The 13,641-nt window shown below is 76.7% G+C and carries 13 protein-coding genes; 11 read left to right on the top strand and 2 right to left on the bottom strand.

Features of this window, described 5'->3' with window-relative positions:
• Positions 1–28: 28 nt before the first annotated feature.
• The 3 genes from WDV85_RS04265 to WDV85_RS04255 all read left to right on the top strand — a co-directional run bounded on the left by WDV85_RS04265 (position 29) and on the right by WDV85_RS04255 (position 2,330).
• Positions 29–661, top strand: a complete 633-nt coding sequence (locus WDV85_RS04265) for a TrmH family RNA methyltransferase (RefSeq protein WP_445263200.1) — start codon at positions 29–31, stop codon at positions 659–661.
• 149 nt (positions 662–810) lie between these two features.
• Complete coding sequence (fbaA, locus tag WDV85_RS04260) at positions 811–1,845, top strand: class II fructose-bisphosphate aldolase (RefSeq protein ID WP_339569427.1); 1,035 nt, start codon at positions 811–813, stop codon at positions 1,843–1,845.
• A gap of 134 nt (positions 1,846–1,979) precedes the next feature.
• Complete coding sequence (locus WDV85_RS04255) at positions 1,980–2,330, top strand: hypothetical protein (protein WP_339569426.1); 351 nt, start codon at positions 1,980–1,982, stop codon at positions 2,328–2,330.
• Between the two features lie 56 nt (positions 2,331–2,386).
• On the opposite strand, the gene WDV85_RS04250 is transcribed toward WDV85_RS04255, so the two are convergent.
• Positions 2,387–2,872 carry an STAS domain-containing protein gene (locus WDV85_RS04250; RefSeq protein ID WP_339569425.1) on the bottom strand — a complete coding sequence of 162 codons (486 nt, stop codon included), beginning with the start codon at positions 2,870–2,872 and terminating at the stop codon, positions 2,387–2,389.
• Between the two features lie 40 nt (positions 2,873–2,912).
• Here WDV85_RS04250 and WDV85_RS04245 point away from each other — a divergent pair, with 40 nt between their 5' ends.
• Complete coding sequence (locus WDV85_RS04245) at positions 2,913–5,093, top strand: SpoIIE family protein phosphatase (RefSeq protein ID WP_339569424.1); 2,181 nt, start codon at positions 2,913–2,915, stop codon at positions 5,091–5,093.
• An 81-nt stretch (positions 5,094–5,174) separates the two neighbouring features.
• Here WDV85_RS04245 and WDV85_RS04240 read toward each other — a convergent pair whose 3' ends face one another.
• Complete coding sequence (locus tag WDV85_RS04240; RefSeq protein WP_339569423.1) at positions 5,175–5,531, bottom strand: STAS domain-containing protein; 357 nt, start codon at positions 5,529–5,531, stop codon at positions 5,175–5,177.
• Positions 5,532–5,803: 272 nt separating this feature from the next.
• On the opposite strand from WDV85_RS04240, the gene WDV85_RS04235 reads away from it, so the two are divergent.
• The 7 genes from WDV85_RS04235 to WDV85_RS04205 all read left to right on the top strand — a co-directional run bounded on the left by WDV85_RS04235 (position 5,804) and on the right by WDV85_RS04205 (position 13,486).
• On the top strand, positions 5,804–6,253 hold the full coding sequence (locus tag WDV85_RS04235) for a DUF3151 domain-containing protein (protein ID WP_339569422.1): 450 nt from the start codon (positions 5,804–5,806) through the stop codon (positions 6,251–6,253).
• Between the two features lie 141 nt (positions 6,254–6,394).
• Positions 6,395–7,681 (top strand): adenylosuccinate synthase, encoded by a 1,287-nt coding sequence (locus WDV85_RS04230; protein ID WP_339569421.1) that lies wholly within the window; start codon positions 6,395–6,397, stop codon positions 7,679–7,681.
• Positions 7,682–7,983: 302 nt separating this feature from the next.
• Positions 7,984–9,429 (top strand): hemolysin family protein, encoded by a 1,446-nt coding sequence (locus WDV85_RS04225; RefSeq protein WP_339569420.1) that lies wholly within the window; start codon positions 7,984–7,986, stop codon positions 9,427–9,429.
• Positions 9,426–10,481, top strand: coding sequence for a hemolysin family protein (locus WDV85_RS04220; RefSeq protein WP_339569419.1), 1,056 nt, complete (start codon positions 9,426–9,428; stop codon positions 10,479–10,481). Before WDV85_RS04225 ends, WDV85_RS04220 begins: the two co-directional genes overlap by 4 nt.
• A gap of 134 nt (positions 10,482–10,615) precedes the next feature.
• Positions 10,616–11,080, top strand: a complete 465-nt coding sequence (locus tag WDV85_RS04215) for a MarR family winged helix-turn-helix transcriptional regulator (protein ID WP_339569418.1) — start codon at positions 10,616–10,618, stop codon at positions 11,078–11,080.
• A 44-nt stretch (positions 11,081–11,124) separates the two neighbouring features.
• Complete coding sequence (locus tag WDV85_RS04210) at positions 11,125–12,414, top strand: MFS transporter (RefSeq protein ID WP_339569417.1); 1,290 nt, start codon at positions 11,125–11,127, stop codon at positions 12,412–12,414.
• A 112-nt stretch (positions 12,415–12,526) separates the two neighbouring features.
• The gene (locus WDV85_RS04205) at positions 12,527–13,486 is read left to right on the top strand and encodes a bile acid:sodium symporter family protein (protein WP_339569416.1); all 960 of its coding nucleotides are present in this window, start codon (positions 12,527–12,529) and stop codon (positions 13,484–13,486) included.
• Positions 13,487–13,641: the final 155 nt, after the last annotated feature.

Here is a 13,641-nt window from a genome sequence, read left to right as displayed (position 1 = left end):
CTGTTGTTTTTTGTGGGGGGGGCGGGTCGTGGGGGTGTCTTTTTTTTTTACCTCCCCCCCCTGGCCCGGCGGCCGCGCCGCCTGGCCCGACGACGACCGCCTCGACCCCGAGCTCCTCGAGCACGGCGACCGCCGCAACGTCGCGGACCGGTACCGGTACTGGAGCGTCGAGGCCGTCCGCGCCGACCTGGACCGCTCGCGCGCCGGGGTCCACGTCGCGGTGGAGAACTGGCGCCACGACCTCAACATCGGCTCCGTCGTGCGCACGGCGAACGCCGTCAACGCCGCGGGCGTCCACGTCGTCGGGCACCGCCGCTGGAACCGCCGCGGCGCGATGGTCACCGACCGCTACCTACACGTGCACCACCACGAGGACGCCGCCGGGCTCGCCCGGTGGGCCGGTGAGCAGGGGCTGCCGGTGCTCGGCGTCGACAACGTGCCCGGTGCCGTCCCGCTCGAGACCCACGACCTGCCCGAGCGCGTCGTCCTGCTCCTCGGCCAGGAGGGCACGGGCCTGACGGAGGGTGCCCTCGCCGCGTGCGAGGCCGTGCTCGCCATCCACCAGGCCGGCTCCACGCGCTCGGTCAACGCCGGCGCGGCGGCCGCGATCGCCCTGCACGCGTGGGTCCGGCGGCACGTCTTCGGCCAGCGGCCCGCCTGACGCGGGCGGGTGGCGCCGTCCGCCGAGCGGCCGCGCGCGGCGGGGGCGCCGCCGTCCGTGGAAGGATCGCCCCGCCGTCGACGTCGCAGCCCAGGCGCCGTCGACCCGATCACCCCGCCGCCCCGGCGGAGCAGGAGGAGGAGCCCGGTATGCCGATCGCCAGCCCCGAGGTCTACGCGGAGATGCTGCAGCGCGCGAAGGAGCGGTCCTTCGCCTACCCGGCCATCAACGTCACGAGCAGCCAGACGCTCAACGCAGCCATCAAGGGCTTCGCGGACGCCGGCAGCGACGGCATCGTCCAGGTGAGCACCGGCGGCGCCGAGTACGCCTCCGGCCAGGGCGTCAAGGACATGGTGACGGGGGCGACGGCGCTCGCCGAGTACGCGCACGTCGTCGCGGCGAAGTACGGCGTCAACATCGCCCTGCACACCGACCACTGCCCGAAGGACAAGCTCGACAGCTACGTCCGGCCGCTGCTGGCGATCAGCCAGGAGCGCGTCGACCGCGGCCAGGAGCCCCTCTTCCAGTCGCACATGTGGGACGGCTCGGCCGTCCTCCTCGACGAGAACCTGCGCATCGGCGCCGAGCTCCTCGAGAGGGCCGCCGCGGCGAAGATCGTCCTCGAGGTCGAGATCGGCGTCGTCGGCGGCGAGGAGGACGGCGTCGCCAACGAGATCAACGAGCACCTCTACACGACCGAGGACGACGCCCTCGCCACCGCCGAGGCCCTCGGGCTCGGCGAGAAGGGCCTCTACATGGCGGCCCTGACCTTCGGCAACGTCCACGGCGTGTACAAGCCGGGCAACGTCAAGCTCCGCCCCGAGATCCTCGCCCAGGCGCAGCGCGCGGTGGCCGAGAAGCACCAGCCGGACGGCGACGGCAAGCCCTTCCTCCTCGTCTTCCACGGCGGCTCCGGCTCGCTGGCCGAGGAGATCACCGCGGCGGTCGACAACGGCGTCGTCAAGATGAACATCGACACCGACACGCAGTACGCCTTCACGCGCCCGGTCGCCGACCACATGCTGAAGAACTACGACGGCGTGCTGAAGGTCGACGGCGAGGTCGGTGACAAGAAGACCTACGACCCCCGGGTGTGGGGCAAGGCCGCCGAGGCCGGCCTGTCCGCCCGCGTCGTCGAGGCCTGCGAGGGCCTGCGCAGCGCCGGGACGAGCCTGTCCGCCTGACGCCCCGCCGGCACGGCAGGGCCCCCGACCGCTCGCGGTCGGGGGCCCTGCTGCTGTCCGGCCATGTCGTCGCCGTCCCGCCTCCGGGTGCGCTCGCCGCTGCCGGCCCCCGTCACCCGTGCGACGGTGGGGCGATGGCCGCGCCCCGCTCGACCTCCCCCTGGCGCGCCGTCGGCGTGCGCCTGGCCGCCCTGCTCGCCGCCGTGACGGCGGTCGCGGCCGTCCTCGCGTCGCTGGGGGTGACGTCCTTCGCCTCCGCGTGGGGCGTCGGCGCGATCGTCGCCGGTGGGCTCGCCGGGCTCACGTCCACCGACCAGCTCACGCGCGGCGCGAGCGTCGACATCGGCACCGCGGGCGGGGGGCTCGCCGCGGGCCCGGACCGGCGCGCCGAGCGGGGCGGCGACGGCGCCCTCACCGGCCTCGGGGCGTTCCTCCTCGTCGGCCTGCCCGTCGCGGCCCTCGGCGGCGTCGTGCTCAGCCTCTGACCGGCTGCCCTCGCCGGATCCCCTGCCGGGCCCGCCGGAGGCCGGCGCGGGGGCGGTCAGGCCGCGCGATCCGGCCCGTCGGGGTCGTCGTCGGGGGTGTGCTCGGGGACCGAGTCGTCGACGCCCGGGTCGTCGTCGACGACGTCCAGCAGGTCGTTGATCGACGTGACCTCGATGAGGAAGCGGACGACGTCGGGCGGCCGGATGAGCACCAGGCGCGTGGACGAGCGCGAGGCCAGGCGCGCGAGGAAGGCGACGCCCGTGGAGTCCATGAAGGTGACGTGGTGGGCGTCGACCTCGACGGGCCGGCCGGCGTCCTCGGCCTCGGCGGCGGCCTCGACGAGGTCGGGGCTCACCAGCGCGTCGATCTCGCCCGACAGGACGATGCGCGTCTTCGTGCGGCCCATGATCACGTGGACCGAGCCCGCGTCGGCGTCGTCGCCGCCCGCTGTGGTGACGCCCGCGCTGGGCGGTGCCCCGGTGCTACCTTCGCCCGACATCGAGACCTCCGACCCGCTCTCCCCGGTGGTGCCGCAGGCCACGCCGCGGAACGACGGTCACGCTAGACGATCGGAGCAGCGCGTGGTCAACCCGGTGGCCGGTGGACGACCGACCGGAGGCCCGGACGGCGACGGCGCCGCTCCCGGCACGCCTTCGCCGGCGCCCGGCGACGGCAGCACCTCGCTCGCGGCCCTGGCCGCGCTGGCGACCGACGTGCCGGTCGTCGTCAGCGACCCGCGGCAGGACGACGACCCCCTCGTCTGGGTCAACGACGCCTTCACCCGCACCACGGGGTACGCCGCCGACGAGGCGGTCGGCCGCAACTGCCGCTTCCTCCAGGACGCGGGCACCGACCCGGTCGAGCTCGAGCGGCTGCGCGCCGGCATGGCGGCCCGCGAGCCGGTCACGGTCGTGCTGCGCAACGTCCGCCGGGACGGCACGCCCTTCTGGAACGAGGTGTCGGTCTCGCCGGTGCTCGACGAGCGGGGCGACCTCGTGCACCGCGTCGGCGTGCAGGTCGACGTGACGGCCCGCGTGGAGGCCGAGCGCGCGGCCGCCGCGGCGCGCGGGCGCCTGTCGCTCCTCGCCGACGTCGCCGAGGCGGTCGCCGAGCTCGACGTCCGCCGCTCCCTGGCGCGGCTCACGGGCGTCCTCGAGCGCCTCGTGCCCTGGTCGGCCGTCCTCCTCGTGCAGGACGGGCTGCGCCTCGGCGCCGTCGCGGGCGTCGACGAGCTGCCGTCCGTGCCGCCCTTCTCGCTCCTCGGCGCCCGCGAGGGGCTGGACCCCCTCGTCGACCAGGCCCTCGGCCGGGAGGAGGGGCCGCGGCGCGCCGACCTCGTGGGCGCCGGCGCCCCGCCCGCCGACCCGGCCGAGCCCGGCGCGGGCCCCACCGCGAGCGGGTGGCTCGCCGGGCTGCTCGAGGCCCTCCTGGGCGCGGCCGACGACGACGCGCCGCGCGGCGGCGGACCCCGGCCGGCGCTCTCCGTCCCGGTGCCCGGGCGCGACGGCGTCCTCGGGCTCCTCGTCGTCGCGGACGCGCCCGCCGGCGGGGGCGGGGACCTCGGCGAGGACGACGTCGACCTGCTCGTCGAGGTGGCCCGTCGCCTGGGGCTGTCCCTGGCGAGCGCGCGGCTGCACGAGCAGCAGCACCTGCTCGCCGAGGCGCTGCAGCGCAGCATGCTCCCCGAGCAGCCGCACGTGCCCGACCTCGACGTGTGGTCCTACTACCTGCCGAGCGCCGACCACGCGCAGGTCGGGGGCGACTGGTTCGACGTCATGACGCCGGGCCCCGACGCCGTCGGGCTCGTCGTCGGCGACGTCGTCGGCCACGACATCGAGGCGGCGGCCGCGATGGGGCAGCTGCGCTCGGTGGTGCGGGCCTACGCCCACGAGCAGGAGGAGCCCGGGACCGTCCTCATGCGGGTGGACCAGCTCGTCGCCGGCATGCGCATCCGCCGCTCGGCCAGCCTGCTCTACGCGCGGCTGGAGGACCTCGGCGACGGCACGTGGGAGGTGTCGTGGTCGCGCGCCGGCCACCTGCCGCCCGTCCTCGTGCAGGCCGGGCGCGCGCGGGCGCTCTCGGGCGGCGAGGGCGTCCTCGTGGGCGTCGGCGACCGGCCGCGCTCGACGGCGGTCGTCGAGGCGGGGCCCGGCGACGTGCTCGTGCTCTGCACCGACGGGCTCGTCGAGCGCCGGTCCCGCTCCCTGCGCGACGGCGTCGCCGCCCTCGTCGAGGCCTGCGAGGGCGCGTGGGGCACGGACGCGGCCGGCACCGGCGAGCACCTGCTCGAGGTGCTCGGCGACGTGCCCGAGGACGACCTCGCCGTCGTCGTCGTGCGGGTGCCCGGCCCGGCGCCGACCCGCCCCGGCCCCCGCCGCCGCCGCTGGCAGCTGCCGGGGGACCCGGGCTCCGTCGCCCGCGCCCGCCGCAAGGCGGCGCGGCTCGGACGCCTGTGGGGGCTGCCCAGCACCGCCCAGGCGGAGCTCGTCGTCTCCGAGCTCGTCGGCAACGCCGTCCTGCACGGCTGGGGTCCGGTGGGGCTGCGCCTGCAGCACGACGAGCACGGGCTCCTCGTCGAGGTCGACGACGCCAACCCCGCGCCCCCCGGCGTCGTCGCCGAGCGGCGCCAGGGCCCCGGCGGCTTCGGCCTGCACGTCGTCGAGCGGCTCTCGGACTGGGGCTGGCGCCACTCCGGCACCGGCAAGACCGTCTGGGCCCGGCTGCCCGACCGGCCGTCGACGGCCGGCGGCGGGCGGGACTGACCGCGTGCGGCGGGACGACCGGCGACGCACCGGTCGGGAGCCGGCCGGGCGGGCCGCGGCCGGTCGGGCCGCCGGTGCCGGTCAGCGCCGGGCGCCCGCCCAGGGGCTCGGCGCCTGGTCCGGCTCGCAGCGGTGGTCCTCGACGACGCGGAACATGTCGAGGGCGCCGCAGACCTCGAGCACGTAGAGGGTGCGGTCGTCGCCGCCGCGCAGCGACGTCACGCCGCCCCGGCGCGCCGTGGCGTCGGCGAGGGAGATGAGGAAGGCCGCGCCCGTCGAGTCGAGGAAGGTCGTGCGGCAGAGGTCCACGACGAGGAGCTGGCGCCGCAGGCCGCTGACCCGCGCCACGATCTCCGGGAACTCGTGCCGCGCCGACAGGTCGAGGTCGCCGGCGACGACGAGGACCGTCGCCGTCGCGGTCGTCGACAGCTCGATCACCGTGCGTCCCCCCCCTCGCCGGAGGGGCCGCCCCGCGGTGCGCGGGAGGCCCCCGCCGTGCTCGGCATCACCCCCGCACGGTACCCGGGGCACCCGGGCCGGGCCTCTGCGGCGAGCACGACGACCCGTCCGGGTCAGGCGTTCCCGGCGCACCGGGCACGGGCGACGCACCTCGCGGGTCGGACGCGGGGGCGGTCGAGGGCCGGGCGGTGCCGGGCGCGGACGGGCGGCGTCGGGCGGGCGGTGCCCGCCCCGTCGGCCACACTGGCGCCATGAGCGCACCCACGCCCCCCGCGCGCGGCTCCCGTGACCTCCTCGGCGGGCCGCCCGCCACCCTCCTGCCGGACGACCTGGAGGCGCCCGCGGCGCGGGCCCTCGAGCAGGGGCAGGACGCGGCGGAGGTCGCCGCCCGGACGCCGGCGGCCAGCCTGCCGTGGGCCGTCCTCGCGGAGGACGCCCTGGCCGACGGCGAGGTCGTCCAGGCCTACGCCTACGCCCGCACGGGCTACCACCGCGGCCTCGACGCGCTCCGTCGGGCGGGCTGGCGCGGCGCCGGGCCCGTGCCGTACGCGCACGAGCCCAACCGCGGCTTCCTGCGCGCGCTCGCCGCCCTGGCGCGGGCCGCGGCGGCGGTGGGGGAGGTCGACGAGGCCGACCGGTGCGCCGGCTTCCTCGCCGACTGCGACGCGCAGGCCCCCGTCGAGCTGCTGCCCCAGGGCTGAGCGCCGGGCGCCCCGGCCGCCGTGCGCGGTAGCCTCGCGCCCCGGTCGACGCCCCTGTCGACGGCCCGGTCGACCGCGACGGGCCGCGCCGGTCCGCCCGCGCCCGTCCCGTCCGTCGTCTGAGGAAGCAGGTGCACGCCCGTGCCCGCCATCGTGCTCGTCGGTGCCCAGTGGGGGGACGAGGGGAAGGGCAAGGCGACCGACCAGCTCGGCGACCGCCTGGACTACGTCGTCAAGTTCAACGGCGGCAACAACGCCGGGCACACCGTCGTCGTCGGTGGCGAGACCTACGCCCTGCACCTCCTGCCCAGCGGCATCCTCACGCCGGGCGTCGTCCCGGTCATCGGCAACGGCGTCGTCGTCGACCTCTCGGTGCTCTTCGAGGAGCTCGACGGGCTCGAGGCGCGCGGCGTCGACACGAGCGCGCTCGTCGTCAGCTCGAGCGCCCACCTCATCCCGCCGTACAACCGGGTGCTCGACCGCGTCACGGAGCGCTTCCTCGGCTCGCGGAAGATCGGCACGACGGGCCGCGGCATCGGGCCGACGTACGCCGACAAGATGTCGCGCGTCGGCCTGCGGGTCCAGGACGTCTTCGACGCCAGCATCCTGCGGCAGAAGGTCGAGGCGGCCCTCGACCTCAAGAACCACCTGCTCGTCAAGGTCTACAACCGCCGGGCGATCGAGGTCGACGAGGTCGTCGACGAGCTGCTCGAGCACGCCGAGCGGCTGCGGCCGATGGTCGCCGACACCGGCCTCCTCCTCCACGAGGCCCTCGACGCGGGCCGGACGGTCCTGCTCGAGGCCGGCCAGGCCACGATGCTCGACGTCGACCACGGCACCTACCCCTTCGTGACGTCGTCGAGCGCCACGGCGGGCGGCGCCTGCACGGGCTCGGGCATCCCCCCGACGCGGGTCTCGCGCGTCGTCGCCGTCGTCAAGGCCTACACGACGCGCGTCGGCGAGGGCCCCTTCCCCACGGAGCTGCACGGCGCCGAGGGCGACGCCCTGCGCGAGGCCGGCGCCGAGTTCGGCACGACGACGGGGCGCCCCCGCCGCTGCGGCTGGTACGACGCCCCGGTGGCGCGCTACGCCGCCCGGGTGAACGGCGTCACGGACTTCGTCCTCACCAAGCTCGACGTCCTCGGCGGGCGCGAGCGCATCCCCGTGTGCACCGGCTACGAGGTCGACGGCCGACGGGTCGACGAGCTGCCGGCGACGCAGACCGACCTCCACCACGCCCGGCCCGTGCTCACCGAGCTCGAGGGCTGGGAGGGCGACATCTCGGGCGCCCGCGAGTGGTCCGACCTGCCCTCCGCCGCGCAGCGCTACGTCGAGGCCCTCGAGGAGATGTCCGGCGCGCGCATCTCGGTCGTCGGGGTGGGGCCGGGGCGCGAGCAGTCCGTCGTCCGGCACGACCTCCTGGGCTGAGACCCTCCCGCGGGCGCGCCGCCAGAGGACGCAGCGCACCGCTCCCGCGCGCCAGGCCCCACACTGGTCGGGCGCGCGGGGCTCCCCGCGCGCCGCCCGCCGACGGCGGGCGCGCCACCGCGAGGAGAGGAGACCATGAGCGCCGCACCATCCGACGCTCGGGACAGTACGACCGGGGAGGGCTCCAGACGCGCGACCGTCGCGCGACGGGCCCCCTCCCCGCGGGACGCCGCCGGTCACCGGCGCGAGGCCCGCCGTCCCCACCCGTCCACGACGCCGCCCCGCACCCGCCGGAGGCGCGCGTGATCGCGGACGTGCTCCTCCTCCTGCTGGCCGCCGGCCTCGTGCTGGCGTGCGGCGCCTTCGTGGCCGCCGAGTTCGCCTTCGTCACCGTCAACCGCAGCGCCGTCGAGCAGGCCGCCCGCAGCGGCGAGCCCGGCGCCGACGGCGTCCTCCGCTCCCTGCGCAGCCTGTCGACCCAGCTGTCCGGCGCGCAGGTCGGCATCACGGTGACCAACCTCGCCATCGGCTACCTGTCGCAGCCGGCGATCGCCGAGATCGTCGACGGCCCCCTCGAGGCGGCCGGCCTAGGCCCGCGCGCGGCGAGCGGCGTCGCCACGGCCCTCGCCCTCGTGCTGGCCACGGTGCTGACGATGCTCTTCGGCGAGCTCGTGCCCAAGAACATCGCCATCTCCCAGCCCATGCGGACCGCCCGCGTCGTCAACGGCTTCATGCGCGGCTTCACGCGGGTCTTCGCGCCGCTCATCCGCTTCTGCAACGGCGCGGCCAACCGGATCCTGCGCCTCCTCGGCTTCGAGCCGCAGGAGGAGCTGGCGTCCGCCCGCTCTCCCGAGGAGCTCGCGGGCCTCGTCCGCCACTCCGCGGACCAGGGGACGCTGCGGGCGGACACGGCCGACCTCCTGCAGCGCTCGCTCGCCTTCGGCGACCGGCGCGCCCGCGACGTCATGACGCCGCGCGGCCTCATGGACACGAGCGACCTCGACGACACCGTGGCGGAGGTGCTGCACGCGGCCGCCGAGAGCGGCCACTCGCGCTTCCCCGTCCTCGACGAGGAGCACGACGAGGCCATCGGCGTCGTCCACGTGCGGCACGCGCTCGGCGTCCCCTTCGAGCGGCGGGCGACGACCCGCGTGCGCGAGGTCATGGCGGAGGCGGTGCACGTGCCCGACACGGTGCCGCTGGACGCCCTGCTCGACCAGCTGCGCGCGGACGGCCTGCAGATGGCCGTCGTCGTCGACGAGTTCGGGGACGTCGCGGGCCTCGTCACGCTCGAGGACCTCGTGGAGGAGCTCGTGGGCGAGGTGCGCGACGAGCACGACCCCGACGACGAGCCCGTGCCGCCCGACGCGCAGGGCCGCTGGCAGCTGGCCGGCAACCTGCGCCCCGACGAGGCCAGCGAGCTGCTGGGCGCGGTGGTCCCCGAGCACGAGGACTACGACACGCTCGGCGGGCTCGTGACGCTCCACCTCGAGCGGCTGCCCGTGGTGGGCGACCGCGTCGTCGTGCCCGCGGACGAGGCGCCCGGGCGCCCGCCGAAGGACATCGCGCTCGAGGTGGCCGCGCTCGACGGCCACCGGATCGAGCAGGTCGTCGTCGAGCTGCTCGTGCCCGAGGGCGCCGAGGACGACGACCACGACGACGGCGACGAGACGGACGACGGGTCCGTCGACGCGAGAGGGGCCCGCGACGTCGAGCACGCCGCGACCCGCGGGGAGGGGGACCGGTGAGCGACTGGCTGGGCCTGGCGCTGACGGCGCTGCTGCTCGCCCTCAACGCCTTCTTCGTCGGCGCGGAGTTCGCGCTGATCTCCGCGCGGCGCACGATGATCGAGCCCCGCGCCGCCGAGGGCTCGCGCGCGGCGCGGACGACGCTGCACGCCATGGAGCACGTGTCGCTGATGATGGCCGGCGCGCAGCTGGGCATCACCATCTGCTCGCTCCTGCTCGGCGCCCTCTCCGAGCCCGCCATCGCGCACCTCATCGAGGTGCCCTTCGAGGCGGCGGGCCTGCCGGAGGCCCTGCTGCACCCGGTGGCCTTCGCGATCGCCCTCGGCCTCGTCACCCTGCTGCACGTCGTGCTCGGGGAGATGGTGCCGAAGAACATCGCCCTGGCGGGGCCGGACCGTGCGGCGCTCGTGCTCGGGCCGCCGCTCGTCCTCGTCGTGCGGGTGCTGCACCCCGTCATCTGGCTGCTCAACCGCACCGCCAACCTCGTGCTGCGGGCGCTGGGCGTCGAGCCGAAGGACGAGGTGGCCAGCGTCTTCACCCGCGACGAGGTGGCCGGGCTGGTCACGGAGTCCCGGGAGGGCGGGCTCCTCGACGAGCGCGAGGGCGCCCTGCTCCTCGAGGCGCTCGAGTTCGACGAGCACGACGTCGCCTCGGTGATGATCCCGCTCGGCGAGGTCACGACCCTGCCGGTGCGCGTCACGCCGGAGGAGGCGGAGCGGACGGCCGTGCGCGGCTTCTCCCGCTTCCCGCTGCAGGCGGGCGACGGGTCCCTGCACGGCTACGTGCACGTCAAGGACCTGCTGGAGACCGACGCCGACCGGCGCGGCCAGCCCCTCGACCCCGCGCGGGTGCGCCCCCTGCCGGAGGTGCCGTCCGACGCCGCGCTGCGCACCGTGCTGACGACGATGCAGAGCGACGGCGCGCACCTGGCCGCCGTCCGCGACGCGGGCGGGCAGGTGATCGGCATCGTCACGCTCGAGGACGTGCTCTCCGAGCTCGTCGGCCAGATCCGCGACGACTCGCGGCGCGCGGCGGTCACCGCACGGCGCTGAGCCGCCTCGCCGCGAGGGCCGGTGAGGGGTGGTCGCACGACCACCCCTCACCGGCCCTCGTGCTCCCCAGCCCTCCGCCCGCCGGAGCAGCGCCCGGCTGGCCGATGCATAGACAACCTATGTAGCCTCGTCCGGTGCCTGAACGAACGGATGCGGCGCCGGGGTCGCCGGCGGACGAGGCCCTCGCCGTCGACCTCCTCGTGCTCGCCGCGCGCTTCACCCGCTGGGCGGGCCGCGCCGCCGACGGGGCGATGCCGACGGCGCTGTGGCGCGCCCTCTCGCAGGTCGACGAGCTGGGGCCGCTGCGCGTCAGCGCCCTCGCGGCGCTCGACCGCACCTCCCAGCCCACCGCCACCGCCCTCGTGCAGCGCCTCGAGCGGCACGGGTGGGTCGAGCGGTCCGCCGACCCCGCGGACGCGCGCGCCTCGCTGGTCGCGACCACCCCGGCGGGGCGGCAGCGCCTCGCCGAGCAGCGCGCCGCCGCCGGGCGGGCGCTCGCCCCGCGCCTCGGGGCCCTCTCGGGGCAGCAGCACGAGGACCTCGCGCGCGGGCTCGCCGTCCTGCGCGACCTCGTCGCGCACGCCCCGCCGGGCGGCTGAGCCCTCGCCGTCCCCTCCCGCAGCGACTCCCCAGGAGGCCCTCCGTGGCACCCGAGCCCTCGACCACGCCCGCCACCCCCGCGACGCCGCACGACGGCGGAGGGGGCGGCCTGCTCCACCAGCCGCGAGCGGTCTGGGCCGTCGCGGCGGCCTGCGTCATCGCCTTCATGGGGATCGGGCTCGTCGACCCCATCCTCAAACCGATCGGCGAGGAGCTCGACGCGTCGCCGTCGCAGGTCTCGCTGCTCTTCACGAGCTACATGGCCGTCACCGGTGTCGCGATGCTGGTCACCGGCACGATCTCCAGCCGGATCGGCCCGAAGCGCACGCTGCTCGGCGGGCTGGCGCTCGTCGTCGTCTTCAGCGCCCTCGCCGGTTCCTCCGGCACCATCGGCGAGATCGTCGGCTTCCGCGCGGGCTGGGGCCTCGGCAACGCGCTCTTCATCGCGACGGCGCTCGCGACCATCGTCGGCGCGTCCAGCGGCGGCGTGGCCGGGGCGATCATCCTCTACGAGGCCGCGCTCGGGATCGGCATCGCCACGGGCCCCCTGCTCGGCGGCCTCCTGGGCGGCATCTCGTGGCGGGGCCCGTTCTTCGGCGTCGCCGTCCTCATGGCCGTGGCCGTGGTCGCCGTCGCCGTCTTCCTCCCGGAGGTGCCGAGGCCGGCGCGGGCGACGACGCCGCTGGACCCCTTCCGCGCGCTGCGCCACCGCGGGCTGCTCGCCGTGGCCGTCACCGCGCTGCTCTACAACGTCGGCTTCTTCACGCTCCTCGCCTACACGCCCTTCCCCCTGGACCTCGGCATCTACGCGGTCGGCCTCGTCTTCTTCGGCTGGGGCGCCTGCCTGGCGCTGAGCTCGGTGCTCCTGGCCCCGCGACTCCAGCGGCGGGTCGGGACCGTGCCGGGCATCCTCCTCGCGCTCGGTCTCTTCGCCGTCGACCTCGCCGTCATGGCCCTGCTCACGGGCTCGCAGGCCGTCCTCGCCGTCTGCGTCGTCCTCGCCGGGGTCCCGCTCGGCCTCGTCAACACGCTCATCACCGAGGCGGTCATGCTCGTCGCGCCCGTCGAGCGCTCCACGGCCTCGGCCGCCTACAGCTTCGTGCGCTTCGGCGGCGGGGCGGTGGCCCCCTGGCTGGCGGGCCGCCTCGGCGAGAGCCTCAGCCCCCACGTGCCCTTCGCCGTGGGCGCCGCGGCCGTGCTCGTCGGCGTGCTCGTGCTCGCGGCGAGCCGCCGGCACCTCGGGCGCCTGCCCGGCCGGGCGGGTGCGCACGGCGAGGCGCAGGTGCAGCCCGCGGTGCAGGCCCAGGCCGTCACAGTGGGCGAGGCCAGCTGAGACGGCGGGGCGCGCCGTGCGGCGCGCTCCGTAGCCTGCGGCCGCTCCGCGGTCCGGCGGTGCGCCCCGGGCCGCGCGGGTCCGACGGTCCGTGACGACGAGAGGAGGGGCCGTGCGAGCCCTGGTGCGCGTGGCCGAGGTCGTCGGCCGGTGGTTCGCCCTGCTCGTCGTCGGGGGGCTCGTGCTCGGGCTGCTGCTGCCCGGGCCCACGGCGTCGCTGGCGCCCCAGGTGCCGCTGCTGCTCGGCGTCATCATGTTCGGGATGGGCCTGACGCTGCGGCCGGCCGACTTCGCCGTGCTCGGGCGGCGGCCCCGCGCCGTCCTCGTCGGGGTCCTGGCCCAGTACACGGTCATGCCGCTGCTGGGGTGGGCCGTCGCGCGGGCCCTCGACCTCGACCCGCTGCTCGTCGTCGGCATGGTGCTCGTCGGCGCCTCGCCGGGGGGCACGGCCTCCAACGTCGTCGTCCACCTGGCGCGCGGCGACGTCGCCCTGTCCGTCGCCATGACGACGGTCTCGACGCTCCTCGCGCCGGTGCTCACGCCCCTGCTCGTGCTGTGGCTCGTCGGCTCGACGCTCGACGTCCAGGCCTCCTCGCTCGTCGTCTCCATCCTCCAGGTCGTCCTCGTGCCCGTCCTCGCCGGCGCCCTCGTGCGCCGCCTGGCGCCGGGCTTCGTCGAGCGTGCGCTGCCGCTCCTGCCGCTCGTCTCGGTGCTGGGGATCGTCGTGGTCGTCGCCGCCGTCGTCGGGGCGAACGCGGACGCCGTCCGCTCGGCCGGGCTCCTCGTGCTCGTCGCGGTCGTGCTCCACAACCTCCTCGGGCTGGCGCTCGGCCGCCTGGTCGGCCGGGTGACCGGCGTCGGCGAGGCCGCCTCCCGCGCGGTGAGCATCGAGGTCGGCATGCAGAACTCCGGGCTCGCGGCGGCGCTCGCCACGGCGCACTTCGCGCCGCTGGCCGCCCTGCCCGCCGCGCTCTTCTCCGTCTGGCACAACCTCTCGGGCTCCACGCTGGCGTCCTTCTGGGCGCGGCGCCCGCCCGGGCGCGCGCAGGTCGCCGCACCGGCCGAGGGCTGAGCGGCGGCGTGACCGGTCGGCGGACGCCTCCTGTCCCGCTCCTCGGGCGCGTCTAGCATCCCCGGCGGGCGCCCGACCGACGGGCGCGGGGCCGGGCCGGCCGCGCGCGCCGGGGCGGCGCCCGCCACGAGGCCGCCGGAGCGGCGCGGCCGCGA

Origin of the sequence: Pseudokineococcus sp. 5B2Z-1, assembly GCF_037482305.1 — a bacterium.
Taxonomy (GTDB): Bacteria; Actinomycetota; Actinomycetes; order Actinomycetales; family Quadrisphaeraceae; genus Pseudokineococcus.
Note: the sequence above shows the minus strand (reverse complement) of the source record. Positions and strands in the feature narration are given on the sequence as shown.

Excerpts from the sequence above, each read along its gene's own strand:
- fbaA (WP_339569427.1), top strand. The coding sequence starts at position 811 with ATGCCGATCGCCAGCCCCGAGGTCTACGCGGAGATGCTGCAGCGCGCG.
- WDV85_RS04255 (WP_339569426.1), top strand. The coding sequence starts at position 1,980 with ATGGCCGCGCCCCGCTCGACCTCCCCCTGGCGCGCCGTCGGCGTGCGC.
- WDV85_RS04235 (WP_339569422.1), top strand. The coding sequence starts at position 5,804 with ATGAGCGCACCCACGCCCCCCGCGCGCGGCTCCCGTGACCTCCTCGGC.